Raw genomic sequence first — 13,448 nt, 5'->3', positions numbered from 1 at the left:
TAAAAAATCAATTTGTAAATCTTCCTTCAATTGCTTACATTCTAAAGGAATATAGGCTAATTTCCACTCCTAAAACAATTTCCCTGCTATATGGCATGGTTTATTTGGTCAGGCCATCGAAACTAGGCTTAAAAAGTATATTTGCATTAAAATTGGTATTACATTTGATTACACTTTGAACTGCCATTACAAGACTATGAAAAAACATATATTCATATATATCCTACTCTTTTGCTTTCCATTATTAAGCCCAGGCCAAAAATTGGGCAATCAGGAAATAAAGGATCTTATCAACTCATACAAAAAGGATATCCGCGGACCTTACAAAGAAATTCGCTGGTTCTGTACGGATGGAAGTATACGCCAACCCAAAGACCCCTGTCCCGATAACATTGGTCCTGGAGTACAGCACGCCACCTATAAAAGCTCAATTATCGATTTAGGTAAGAGCAACCACCTCTATTTGGGTCAAATTTTATCCTATACCTCCAAGGAGGAATTTTGGGACGCCGAAAACAACCATTCCCGTCTTAAACAATATCAATTGGACAAGTATTTAAAAACTGTTGATAATGGCTGGATCCTGGAAAAGGGGCAGTTCTATCGCGGGGCCATTCAGGCCGAGGACGAAGAAGCATGGGGCGTTGACTTTTATAAATGGCTATTATCCGACACTCAAAATTTAGCCCAAAATTTTTATCTCATTCGCCAGTCCTTAAAAGACATACCCCATAATGGTGACGATAATCTAGCCCAAAAAATAAGGAGTGATTCAAAGGTAATTTCGGACATAATCCCAGAATTTATGGACTTAAGGGTTAAAATCCATAGTCAGCCCGATGCTGGGGATATAAACAAAGTAAAAGACTTTAAGTCTAAAAATAGCAACAAGCTGACGAATGAGGTAAAAGCACAAATTGATGCCTTAGTGGTGACCATGGCTAATTTCTACAAACCAGTAGATATTGCACAAATACAAAAAAATACCCCCCTTGTCAAGGATAGCCCTATTGGGGTTTCCATAAAAAACTTTACCTCTAGCTATAGTAACGAAACAAATGCAGCTGTGCTTATTCCTGCTACAGCCGAATTGCTATTGGATATAAGACAGGCCCTTCTAAAGGAAGTGAATGCGGTAGCCCGACTTCAGTTATTGGACGCCTCCCTTAAGTTGGAAGAAGTAATATTTAAAAATTCTCCCCAATGGCAACCGGAAGACTTAAACGGTCTATTGGACAAGGTTTGTTATTTGGGCATGGCGAATGCCGGTGCAGGATATATAGAACTGGCAGAATGGGAACAACTCAATCTATCCCTAAAGGGATCCAATAGCAATGCCATGTCCTTAGGGCAGCTTACCTCAATATTGGAAAATGCACGTAGGGAAGTGGAATGGAGTTCCTCCATGGTAAAGGCCAATTATCAGGAGATAGTAGACATTTACACCGCTTTTGAACCCAAGGCGTATGGATTTATTGATGATAAAATTCGAGGTTCCATTGCCCTTTATTTAGGTCAAACCGTGGGAGAACTGGGCGATATCATTGCCCAGGAGTCCGCCTTGACCAATATGGTGATGGACATAGACAATCAAAGTGGCCTACGAGGCCTAAATCCTGGATATGCCTTAGGCGAATTGGTAGTGGTCAGCGGATCTCCAGATGACATTGAGGTAACTTCAGACAAAATCTATATTTTTCAACGGCCCCCGTCTGACCTTAAGCCAGTGGCCGGAATTGCCACGGTATCAGAAGGAAACATGGTGTCTCATGTGCAATTGCTTGCAAGGAATATGGGTATCCCCAATGCCGCCCTAAGTGATGAAAATCTTAAAAGTCTTCAAAAATACAACGGAGAAAAGGTATTTTATGCGGTGTCCAACAAGGGAAACATTATTATGAAGTTGGAAAAAGACATGTCCGAGGAGGAACGCAATTTGTTTATTAAAATAGAGCGTAAAGAAGAAAGAATTGAAGTGCCCATAGAGAATATCCGTTTGGACGAAAATTCCATATTAAACCTAAGGGCGGTGGATGCCGAAGATTCAGGTAAACTTTGCGGTCCAAAGGCGGCCAATTTGGGACAGTTAAAAAAAATGTTCCCGGATATGGTGGTCGAAGGTCTGGTGATTCCCTTCGGCATCTTTAGGGACCATATGGACCAACCCATGCCCGATCAGCAGGGCAGCTATTGGGAATTTTTAAATTCCACCTTCAAGGAAGCGGAGAATATGCGTTCCCAAGGCATTGCCGAAGGCGAGGTTGAAAACTATCAACTAAGGCAATTGGAAATCCTAAGGGAGGCCATAAAGAAAATGCCAATGAAGTCCGAATTCATTACACAACTGGAAGAGGGGTTTACAGAAGTATTGGGAAAACCAATCGGTGAAATCCCGGTTTTTCTAAGAAGTGACACCAACATGGAAGATTTGAAGAATTTTACCGGGGCCGGATTAAACCTTACTGTATTCAATGTAGCCGCCAAGGAAAAAATCATATCAGGAATTAAGGATGTTTGGGCATCCCCCTATTCCGAACGCAGTTTTAAATGGCGCCAAAAATATCTCCTAAACCCTGAAAATGTATTCCCTTCCATTTTGATAATCCCCAGTGTGGATGTGGATTATTCCGGGGTATTGATCACCAAGGGCATCAGTTCGGGCCATCTGGACGATCTTACCATTGCCTTTAGCAGGGGGGCCGGGGGTGCTGTAGATGGTCAATCGGCGGAAACTTATTTAATTAGGGATATTGGCGGTACCCAACTCTTGGCCCCCGCTAGGGAAATGTACCACAATCGACTTCCGAATGCGGGAGGAACGGAAAAAAGAATGTCCACCTTTGAGGATTTCATCCTAAACCAAAACAACATTGAGGAAATAAGGGCATTTGCCAAAACTATTCGCGAAACTATGGCTACCGAAACCAAATCGGATTATGAAGGGGCCTATGATGTAGAACTGGGATTCAAAAACAATAAGTTGTGGCTGTTTCAAATACGCCCCTTTGTAGAGAATAAGAAAGCGTTGAGTTCCAATTATTTGGAATCTATTACGCCAAAAATAGATTTGGATAAAAGTATTCCCCTTTCTAAAAAAATGTAAGATGCAAAAGAATATAAAATATATTTTTCTATTACTGGTATGTTCCGCCTTTACCACCATGAGTTATTACCCCATTGATGGCTATTTGCATACGGGAATCAAAAGGCTAAAATACTTGGAGCTCGTTAAAAGTGGGGAACTAAAGTCGACCACCGTTATCCCTTCAGGCGCCCAAAAGTCCTATATGGATATTGAACTGAACCTAATATCCAAAAAGGAGGACAGCACTGCCGCCTTCCTAAGTGTAGATGAACAGTTCCAAAAGGACATCAACGCGCTTTTCAGGGGGTTGGACAAGAGTTATTCCATTGCCGTATTGGATATTTCGGATATAGACAGTGTTAGATATGCCAAGAGAAACGAAACTGCCGGCTATCAACCAGGAAGTGTTGGCAAACTGGCCGTAATGGTAGCTTTGTTTACCCAATTAAAAAAAATATACCCGGATTCCTTTGAAAAGCGATTGGAGCTTTTACGATCCAAATCCGTGAAGTCGGGAGTTTGGGGATTGACAGATGAGCACACTGTGCCCATTTTCAATTTGGAAACGAATAAATTACTAAAAAGACAAGTAATAGCGAGTGATGTTTTTACCCTGTTTGAGTGGGCAGACCATATGCTTTCCGTTAGTAATAACGGGGCTGCCAGTATTGTATGGCGGGAGGCCTTATTGATGGCCGCCTTCGGAGAATCCTACCCCAGCCTGACCCAGGAAGAAGCGGATACCTACTTCAGCACTACCCCAAAAAAGGAATTGACCGATTTGGCCAATGATGTGGTAAACCTACCCTTACGGGAACTTGGAATTACAACTGACGAATGGCGTTTAGGCAGCTTTTTTACCTCAGGCCCCAACCGCTATGTAGGCGATAAAGGGGGCAGTATAGGGTCTCCATTAGGGTTGATGAAATTCTTGATACAGTTGGAGCAGGGCAAGGTGGTGGACCAAGAATCCAGCCTGGAAATGAAACGCCTTATGTATATGACGGACCGAAGGATAAGATATGCACAATCCCCGGCCCTGAAACCTGCTGCCGTATATTTTAAATCGGGGAGTTTATACAAATGTGATAGAAGTACAGGGGAAGCCTGTGGAAAATATATGGGCAATGTTACCAACTACATGAATTCTGTAGCCATTGTAGAACATCCGGACAATTGTAAATATATGGTGGTACTTATGACCAATGTATTGCGAAAGAATTCAGCAACAGACCATATGACCTTGGCCAGTAGTATCGACAAAATTATTAAACGCTGATTTTTTTAAAATCACTCAAGATTTCGGCCGCCTTTTTTCTGGCCTTCTCATTAGAATCCTCCAAAATCATTTCCAAAAGGGGGGTAAATTTAGGGTCCTTGGTTTTTTCGATCAAGTAGAGTACCGCCAGTTTCAGCTTAATATCCTTACGCTTTAATAGGGCCAAATAGCTTTCGGATTCGCTAAGAACCTTTACATTCAGATTTTTCAGATTTTCTTCGGAAATAACCCCTGCTTGTATAATGGATTCCGCAACAGGAATCAATTCCTTTTTGAGTTGAATATCCAGAATATTGTCCAGAAATTCAATGGCATGTATGCGTTGCTCCTCCTGACCTTTTAGTATGGCATTTAAAATGGGGTCCACATCCTGGGGCGGGTATTTTACTCCCAAGAATTGAAAAATTCGTTTTAATTGCCTGTCCAACCTCAGTTCCAACAAATGTATAAGCCCATTTCTGGCTTCATTTTCTTCCTTGGTTTCCTGCTTTTCCGGGTTCTTTTTGTACTGTAGTACTATTTGGGTATGGATTACAGATAGGGTACTTTGATATAGGTGACACTCGTCCAAGATCTTATCCACAATAAATTGATCCCTTATTTTTAGGTGGGGATATTTCCACTTTAGGTGCTTTAAAGCTTCAATAGCTTCAATTTTCACCGTATGTTCCATATCCTCCGTAAGTTTCATCAAAATATTAATGGCCTTTTGTGAATCGAACTTTCCAATAACCATAACCACGTAGGCACTGTCGTCCGGGTCAATACTTTCCATTCTTAATCCCTCGAACATAATATCGATAATGGGCTCCCCATAAAAGTAGAGGGCCTCCATTGCCGATTTCCTGGTATCCTTGCCCGATAATCTGGAAACAATTAGATCTATAAACTGTTTGTCCAATGTTTTGGATGCCGCCAATATAGCGGTATTTGCAATTAGAACATTATCGGAATATAAATGTGCTTTTATAACTGGGTAGAAAGTTTCTAGCTTGGCATTCCCAATAGTTTCAAGAATGGCCAGGATCTTATTGGTTCTTTCCAGTTCTGTATTGGTTTGCGATAACTGGGCTAGGGTATTTTCAATTCTTTGTTCCAAACTAAATCGGTCCTGCATTACCCTATTATTTCGCAATTCCATGGATAAGCCAATAAGGGCCGCATTGGCTATGGTATTGTCCTCTACCGATAAATATTTGTCCAAAAGTTCTACTGGGTTTTGTTGATAACGCTTCAAGAGATATCGAAAGGCAGAGGTGGTCACTTGTTGATCCTTATCATAGATCATGGGCTCTATAGCTGGACATAAATTCTCCGTATTCAAAAAATAAAGATTTTCAATGGCCAAAGCCCTCACCTTGGCAGACGGATTGTTCAATAGGGCTTTAATTGCAAAAAAGAAACGCTCATCCTTTACTTCCAATGTTTTGTGCAACATATGCAATATCTGATTCTCGTTCCCTGTTTCAAATACCCTGATTACCGTTTCTATGATTGAGGTAACCTTTATTTCCGATTTGGTGGCCTTCTCTTTTCTCGTAGGGTTATATTCCAACAAGCTCTTAAAGGAAATTATATATTCATTCCTCAAATGATATATAAAGTACAACCAGATTAAAATAAGACCTATAATAATTATACTAATGTAGGTGGATGATATATCCAGTCCATTAATAAAAAAGATTAGAATAAAGCCCGCCATTCCCGTAGCTATGCTGTCTACGACCACGTCCGTAAATGTCTTGGTCTTCTTTTTAATTTCTATAGGAATGGGTATGGAAAGTAATTCCGTAGCCGCCTTGTTTACCGACTGCTTTAAACTTCCGTCCACAATTTTAATAAATACCACCACCCAAAGTTGCGGCACTATCAATAACAAAAAAGATCCCAACAATATGCCCGAAGGCAACCATAATAAGGATTTACCTACGCCGAAAGTGCCCACTATACGTTTAGTGAGGAATAATTGAATTAAAAGTGAAATAACGCTCAAGGTAGAAAACCAAAATCCAAAAAAGGATGTTAATTCATCCTGATCTTTAATGAACCTAGAGGCGTAATCACTATACTGGTAATCTACCAATTTGGCCACCAAAACGCTTATTCCGATGACTACCGCAATTAGGCTAAGTAATTTGGATTGTTTTATCAACCTAAAAGGGGACTCGGCTTTGGGATTGGAGCGACTGGAAACTTGAAAAGGGTTGAGTTTCAACACTTCGTTCTTCCAGATATAACGGGTAATGGGCAAACAGCACATTAAGAGAGTTGCAGCAACAAACAATAAATCCTCAGTGTTAAGAATAGTGGTCAATAAAGAGGTTAAGTACCCCCCAAATATTCCCCCGCCAATGGCACCGGCACCAATAAACCCAAATACGCGTTTGGCTTCCCTAACATTATAGACCAGATTTGCCATTACCCAAAATTGAGAAGCGGTCAACAACCCAAAAATAGCCACCCAGACATAGGGTATATACAATGCAAATCCATACCCAAGGTTAAAATTTAAGGCTACTCCAAATATTACCAAAGAAATAACGGATCCTATCAAGGTGCGGTCCACAATAATATTCAATGGATACTTTTCCAAGGCCCTGTCGTAAAAAAAAGAGCCCAATACGGCCATGATAGCTGTTAAAACATAGCCCAATGGCAGTGCATCCGAAGAAAGTTCCGAAAGAAAAAGTGAATTTATAGTAGGTTTTACTATCAATAAAACCGTAATAATGAGGAATATATTTAATTGAAGTAGAAGTGTTTTGGTCAGTTCCTCCTCTTTTAAATCAAATGCCTTTAGAATGTAGGTTTTAAACGTTTTAATAAATGAAATAAGGTAGTTCAATTTTCATGCGTTTTAGTAATATCCAACAGCACTCCTATCTAAAACCAATCCATAGAAGATTAGGACCAAAATTAATTCATTGGCAAACATTATACGAATAAACAAAAGGAAATATACTAAATGGATCTAGTTAACGGCAAAATGCACCCGCTCTGCCTTCAACACTTTTTCTACAGGTCTTACCAAGTCCCTAATGATTTGCTCACCTCCTGCATCATCTATTAAAGCGACCAAAATATAACGGCGATTGGGATTGTTTCCCCAAACCAAAATAGAATCGGAATGAAAGGTTCTCCAAGAGCCCGACTTTCTGTACAATCTGGCATCGGGAGCTATATTGTCTAAGGTATTTACAAATTTATGATGTAGTTCGGGATCTCCCATGATATCCAACATTTGTTTGGACCTACCCTTATTCACCAATTTGCCATTGGCCAACAGATAATAATACCTACATACCTGGTTTACTGTGGCAGCATGGGACAAATTCTTCAAGGGTTCCCTATTGGTATCCCCACCACTTCCATATCTTTTACCAACCCATAATCCGCCACCACTACTTTCATCATAGAACATGTATTTTGGATCGGTCATAACGGACTGAATTTTATCATAGCCCAAACGATCGATCATTCTTGTAGTTGCTTCGTTGTTGGATTTGCTGATCATAGAACGCATATCCTTCTTTATTTCCAGGGTTTCCTTAAGCTCCCCTTTTTCTATAGCATCCATAGAGGACAAGAGCACGGCTATTTTAGGCAAACTGGCAGCATACATCATATAATCCCCATTAATACTGGCATATTTTGCATTTTCAGGATTTGACAGGTCTACTATGCCAACAGCCATCTTGTTCTTGTTCATTAAGGATTTCCAGTTGGGATTGGACATAAGCTCCTTTTCCAAACTTTTCTGCAAGTCGCTATTTACCAAACTGGGAAGTGGCTTTACTTTGGCATCATCTATGTTTATGGGCAAGTCCTTTTGAGAGTACACCAAACTACAGCAGAAAATTACACCCAACATTAAAATTAGGCGTGCATTGAATTGAAAATGAGTTCTACCCGTCATAAAAGAATAATAAAATACTGGTTATTAAGAAAAAAGTACGAATCACTATAAAAAAGAACTACCAAAAAAACAATCAAATATATTCCATATTCGTGTTGGGTATCTGTTAATTTTTTAAACTTCATATAAAAAATTACACCCAAAGAATATAACGCTAATTTTATCATTATCTGATTTTTATCTGTTAAATTAATTTCAGATTATGAAAAAATTATTCCAATGGCCTAAAGAAAAAATATAGACATCACTAACACTTCCTATACTTACGTTGGAGGCGCGTAAAAAGTTTACGTGTATATGGGCAAGGCATCTATTTTAATCATTACGGTTTGCTTGCAAATTGTTATTTTTGGAACAAATTAGAAATGCATGTTGGTTATTGGGATTGCCGGAGGAACAGGTTGTGGAAAAACTACGGTTGTAAATCAAATTATAAATGAATTGCCGTATGAGGAAGTAGGGGTTATTTCCCAAGATTCCTATTATTGCGATCTTTCCCATTTAACCTATGACGAGCGTACACAAGTAAATTTTGACCATCCCCGTGCCATAGATTTTGAATTGTTGGGCAACCACCTTCAGGATTTAAAGAAAGGTATTCCAATTCACCAACCTGTTTACTCATTTGTTAAACACAACCGCACCACCGATACCATTTTAACCCATCCAAGAAAGGTCATGATCGTAGAAGGTATCCTTATCATGACAAATCCCAAGATCAGGGAGATGTTCGACATTAAAATCTTTGTACATGCCGATTCGGACGAACGTTTGATAAGGCGCTTAAAAAGGGACATCACCGAGCGTGGCAGGGATTTGGATGAAGTTCTAACGCGATATCAAAACACGCTAAAGCCTATGCACAATCAGTTTATTGAGCCAACCAAGGAATATGCGGACATTATAATTCCAAACAATAAGTACAATACCGTGGCCATAGACATTGTAAGGACCATAATCAACGAAAAATTAAGCTAATCACCTATGGGACTAAAAGGGATAAGAAAAAAGAAATGGTTTGGGGTGGTTACCAATATGTATGTATTGGTACTGACCGTTTTTGTGGTTTGGATGGTTTTTTTCGATACCAACTCCCTTCTAATACATTGGGAGCTTAAAAAACAAATAAATAATCTGGAAAAACAAAAAGAATTTCTTCATGAAGAGATAGACAGAGATAAAAAAATTATAGAAAAGCTATCGGACCCCGAGGAATTGGAAAAATTTGCTAGGGAACAATATTATTTAAAAAAGAAAAATGAGGAAATTTATTTAATTGAATATGAGGATAGTGTAAAAACCAAGGAAGATGAGTAAATCCGAACTCTTTAGCGATTTTCAGGAGATTTCTTCCAAAGCTTGGAAGCAAAAGATCCAGTATGAGTTGCAAGGTGAGGATTACAACGATAAATTGGTTTGGGAATCTCCCGAAGGCATTAAAGTAAAACCCTTCTACAACTCTGAAGACCTAAAGGCGCTCGATATATCCGAATTACACAGAGAAAATGGCTGGAACATAGCACAGGGCATATACGCTGGGAATGCTAAAATGGCCAACAAAAAAGCCTCGGATGCTATAATCAGGGGCGCTGAATGTATTTATTTTACCATTCCTTCCACAGAATTAAATATTCATGAACTGCTAAATGAAATTGACCTGGACAAAACATGTATCCATTTTAATCTTCAATTTCTATCTTACGACTTTGTAAAATCGATTCTGGCAGCTACAAAAAACCATCATCAAAAGGTCTTCACCAATGTCGATATTATAGGTCATTTGGCAAGGAATGGCAACTGGCAATACAACCTCGATAAAGATCACAAACTGTTAGGGGAAATTATAAATTTAAATCACGACCAAACCTTGGGTGTGGATGTGGCGCTCTATGGAAATGCAGGAGCCAACATGGTACAGCAATTGGCCTATGCCCTTTCGCACGCCAATGAATATCTAAATCACTTAAACGACCACCACAAAGACAAGCTAAAAAGTGCTGTAATAACCTTTAAGGTCTCCGTTGGGAGCAACTATTTCTTTGAAATAGCAAAGTTGAGGGCCTTACGGGTTTTGTTCGGGACCCTTGCAAGGGAATATGGAGCTTTGGAGCATTGCCGTATAATAGCTACGCCCACTCTGAGAAATAAAACCTTGTACGATTATAACACCAATATGCTTCGAACGACAACGGAATGTATGTCTGCCATTCTTGGGGAAGCAGATACAATATTGAATACGCCGTATGATGCCATATACCATAAGGACAATGAGTTTGGGGAGCGTATGGCCAGGAATCAACTGTTGATCTTAAAAAATGAAAGTTATTTTGACAAGGTGAACAATGCGGCCGATGGGGCCTATTATATTGAGTCCGTAACACATCAACTCTCATCCAAAGCATTGGAATTATTTAAGCAAATTGAAGTAGGTGGTGGATTTCTTGTGCAATTAAAGGAACATCTCATTCAAAAAAAGATAAAGGAAAGTGCCACCAAGGAACAGGAAAGTTTTAATAGCCTCGATAAAATCCTGGTAGGAACCAATAAATATGCATCCAGATTGGATAAAATGAAAGATGATCTGGAAATATACCCCTTTGTAAAAACCAATACCCGCAAAACCTTGATAGAACCGATCTTTGAAAAAAGATTGTCCGAAGAATGGGAACAGGAGCGATTGAAAACTGAATAAAGCAGTTACAACTGTTTTCAAAGGGCAATTTTATTTGCAACAGATAAGTATAGTTTAGGACAAGACGAACAAAAACATGGCAAGAAAAAATCTTCAACATATTCAACTGAAGTCAGTTCCAGAAAAGAATACTCTGGATCAAGACTCCATTTTGCCATATGAGACTGCGGAAGGAATAATACTGAAAAAAAACTATTCTAAGGAAGATATTGAGGGTGTGGAACATTTAAATTTTGCAGCAGGCATACCTCCTTTTCTCCGCGGCCCCTATTCCACCATGTACGTCAGTAGGCCCTGGACTATAAGGCAGTATGCAGGATTCTCTACCGCAGAGAAAAGCAACGCATTTTACAGACGAAATCTAAAGGCAGGTCAAAAAGGACTATCCGTAGCTTTTGATCTACCAACCCATAGGGGATATGACAGTGATCATCCGCGGGTGGTGGGAGATGTTGGTAAAGCCGGCGTTGCCATTGATTCCGTGGAGGATATGAAAATTTTGTTTCAGGATATTCCATTGGATGAGATGTCGGTTTCCATGACCATGAACGGAGCCGTGTTGCCCATAATGGCCTTTTATATCGTAGCAGCAGAGGAACAGGGAGTGTTACCAAAAGATCTTTCGGGAACCATACAGAACGATATTCTTAAGGAATTTATGGTAAGGAACACCTACATCTACCCTCCTGCCCCATCCATGCAGATCGTTGCCGATATCTTTGAATATTCCAGTAAATACATGCCTCAATTCAATAGTATAAGTATATCCGGTTATCACATGCACGAGGCCGGGGCCACTGCCGATATTGAATTGGCCTATACCTTGGCCGATGGATTGGAATATATTAGAACCGGCTTGAAAGCAGGATTGAATATTGATGATTTTGCCCCAAGATTATCTTTCTTTTGGGGAATCGGGATGAATCATTTTATGGAAATTGCCAAAATGAGGGCCGCCAGAATGCTCTGGGCCAAATTGGTAAAACAATTTAACCCCAAGAATGAAAAGTCGCTCACCTTAAGGACCCATTGCCAAACCAGCGGATGGAGCCTTACTGAACAAGATCCTTTCAACAATATAACCAGAACGACCATAGAGGCGGCTGCAGCAGTTTTTGGCGGCACACAAAGCCTACATACCAACGCTTTGGATGAGGCCATTGCCCTCCCAACGGATTTTTCGGCGCGTATTGCCAGAAACACTCAATTATATTTGCAAAAGGAGACCGAAATCACCAAAACTGTAGACCCTTGGGCCGGCAGTTATTATATAGAAAAACTAACTGACGAAATTGCACAAAAGGCATGGGCCCTTATAGAAGAGGTGGAAGAATTGGGGGGAATGACCAAGGCCATCGACGCTGGAATTCCAAAATTGAGGATAGAGGAGGCCGCCGCTAAAAAACAGGCCCGTATAGATGGTGGCAGGGATATCATTGTTGGTATAAACAAATACCCTTCCAAAACAGTAGATGAACTTCAAATATTGGAGGTGAACAATGCCGAGGTCAGAAAACAGCAATTGGCACGTTTAGAAAGGGTCAGGGCAAATAGGAATGAACATGAAGTGCAGCAAGTACTTTCGGCACTTACCAAAGTTGCAAATGAAAGAATGAAGCCCAATTCCTCCAAAACTGCCAATTTAAATGCTCTGCAAGAGGAAAATTTCTTAGCTTTAGCTATAAAGGCTGCCAGGGCAAGAGCTACGCTGGGCGAGATCAGTACGGCCTTGGAAAATGCCTTTGGCAGGCACAAGGCAATTATAAATTCATTTACCGGAGTGTATTCAAAAGAGATAAAAGGAGATGACAGCTTTGGCATAGCCAGGAAAATGGCCGACAGTTTTGCCGAGCAGGAAGGTCGCAGGCCTAGAATAATGATTGCCAAAATGGGGCAGGACGGTCATGACCGTGGTGCCAAAATTGTGGCAACAGGATATGCCGATCTGGGTTTTGATGTGGATATTGGCCCCTTGTTCCAAACCCCGGCCGAAGCCGCAAAACAAGCCGTGGAAAACGACGTCCATGTTTTGGGGATCTCTTCCTTGGCAGGCGGACATAAGACCTTGGTGCCTCAGGTACTGCAGGAATTAAAAGCCTATGGACGCGAAGATATTATGGTAATTGTGGGTGGGGTAATACCCAAACAGGATTATGACTTTTTATATAAAGCAGGGGCCGCAGCAATATTTGGTCCCGGCACTAAAATAAGCGATACGGCCATCGAAATATTAAAAATCCTAAGTACATAATATTCGTAGTTCATTGTCAGGCAAACTGTGGATCATTATTAGAAAATAAGCTCAAAGGCTAGGATATTTAACCAATGACTCCTCCTTTTTGGGCCTTCGTTCTACAATTTTCCTACAATGTGACCGAGGCTTTTAATAATTGGGTTCCATTAATAAGTTGTGTATAAGTGATTCGCAAAAAAATAATAAACCACTAATAGCCTGACAACAAATCGCATACAACTT

8 protein-coding genes are annotated in these 13,448 nt (G+C 40.2%); 6 read left to right on the top strand and 2 right to left on the bottom strand.

From position 1 onward, the window contains the following. Positions 1-196: 196 nt before the first annotated feature. A complete protein-coding gene (locus LV92_RS01220; RefSeq protein ID WP_111621859.1) occupies positions 197-3,103 on the top strand; it encodes a PEP/pyruvate-binding domain-containing protein in 2,907 nt (968 codons plus the stop codon). Position 3,104: 1 nt separating this feature from the next. Then, complete coding sequence (locus tag LV92_RS01215; RefSeq protein WP_111621858.1) at positions 3,105-4,364, top strand: serine hydrolase; 1,260 nt, start codon at positions 3,105-3,107, stop codon at positions 4,362-4,364. On the opposite strand, the gene LV92_RS01210 is transcribed toward LV92_RS01215, so the two are convergent. Next, positions 4,354-7,209: an Npt1/Npt2 family nucleotide transporter gene (locus LV92_RS01210; protein WP_245946203.1), complete on the bottom strand. Its 2,856-nt coding sequence runs from the start codon at positions 7,207-7,209 to the stop codon at positions 4,354-4,356. The two genes, LV92_RS01215 and LV92_RS01210, sit on opposite strands and share 11 nt — an antisense overlap. A gap of 126 nt (positions 7,210-7,335) precedes the next feature. Then, positions 7,336-8,280: a serine hydrolase gene (locus LV92_RS01205; protein ID WP_111621857.1), complete on the bottom strand. Its 945-nt coding sequence runs from the start codon at positions 8,278-8,280 to the stop codon at positions 7,336-7,338. 369 nt (positions 8,281-8,649) lie between these two features. On the opposite strand from LV92_RS01205, the gene udk reads away from it, so the two are divergent. From udk to scpA, 4 genes are all read left to right on the top strand, one after another. Next, positions 8,650-9,258: a uridine kinase gene (udk, locus tag LV92_RS01200; protein ID WP_111621856.1), complete on the top strand. Its 609-nt coding sequence runs from the start codon at positions 8,650-8,652 to the stop codon at positions 9,256-9,258. Positions 9,259-9,264: 6 nt separating this feature from the next. Then, positions 9,265-9,597 carry an FtsB family cell division protein gene (locus tag LV92_RS01195; protein ID WP_111621855.1) on the top strand — a complete coding sequence of 111 codons (333 nt, stop codon included), beginning with the start codon at positions 9,265-9,267 and terminating at the stop codon, positions 9,595-9,597. Next, positions 9,590-10,972 carry a methylmalonyl-CoA mutase subunit beta gene (locus tag LV92_RS01190; RefSeq protein ID WP_111621854.1) on the top strand — a complete coding sequence of 461 codons (1,383 nt, stop codon included), beginning with the start codon at positions 9,590-9,592 and terminating at the stop codon, positions 10,970-10,972. The genes LV92_RS01195 and LV92_RS01190 overlap by 8 nt, the downstream gene beginning before the upstream one ends. Positions 10,973-11,048: 76 nt before the next feature. Then, positions 11,049-13,223 carry a methylmalonyl-CoA mutase gene (scpA, locus tag LV92_RS01185; protein WP_111621853.1) on the top strand — a complete coding sequence of 725 codons (2,175 nt, stop codon included), beginning with the start codon at positions 11,049-11,051 and terminating at the stop codon, positions 13,221-13,223. Positions 13,224-13,448 lie beyond the last annotated feature (225 nt).

It is taken from the genome of Arenibacter echinorum, from assembly GCF_003259375.1.
In the GTDB taxonomy this organism is placed as follows: domain Bacteria; phylum Bacteroidota; class Bacteroidia; order Flavobacteriales; family Flavobacteriaceae; genus Arenibacter; species Arenibacter echinorum.
This window is presented reverse-complemented; position numbering and strand designations above follow the sequence as displayed.

Excerpts from the sequence above, each read along its gene's own strand:
- LV92_RS01220 (WP_111621859.1), top strand. The coding sequence starts at position 197 with ATGAAAAAACATATATTCATATATATCCTACTCTTTTGCTTTCCATTA.
- LV92_RS01215 (WP_111621858.1), top strand. The coding sequence starts at position 3,105 with ATGCAAAAGAATATAAAATATATTTTTCTATTACTGGTATGTTCCGCC.
- LV92_RS01205 (WP_111621857.1), bottom strand. The coding sequence starts at position 8,280 with ATGACGGGTAGAACTCATTTTCAATTCAATGCACGCCTAATTTTAATG.
- udk (WP_111621856.1), top strand. The coding sequence starts at position 8,650 with ATGTTGGTTATTGGGATTGCCGGAGGAACAGGTTGTGGAAAAACTACG.
- LV92_RS01195 (WP_111621855.1), top strand. The coding sequence starts at position 9,265 with ATGGGACTAAAAGGGATAAGAAAAAAGAAATGGTTTGGGGTGGTTACC.
- LV92_RS01190 (WP_111621854.1), top strand. The coding sequence starts at position 9,590 with ATGAGTAAATCCGAACTCTTTAGCGATTTTCAGGAGATTTCTTCCAAA.
- scpA (WP_111621853.1), top strand. The coding sequence starts at position 11,049 with ATGGCAAGAAAAAATCTTCAACATATTCAACTGAAGTCAGTTCCAGAA.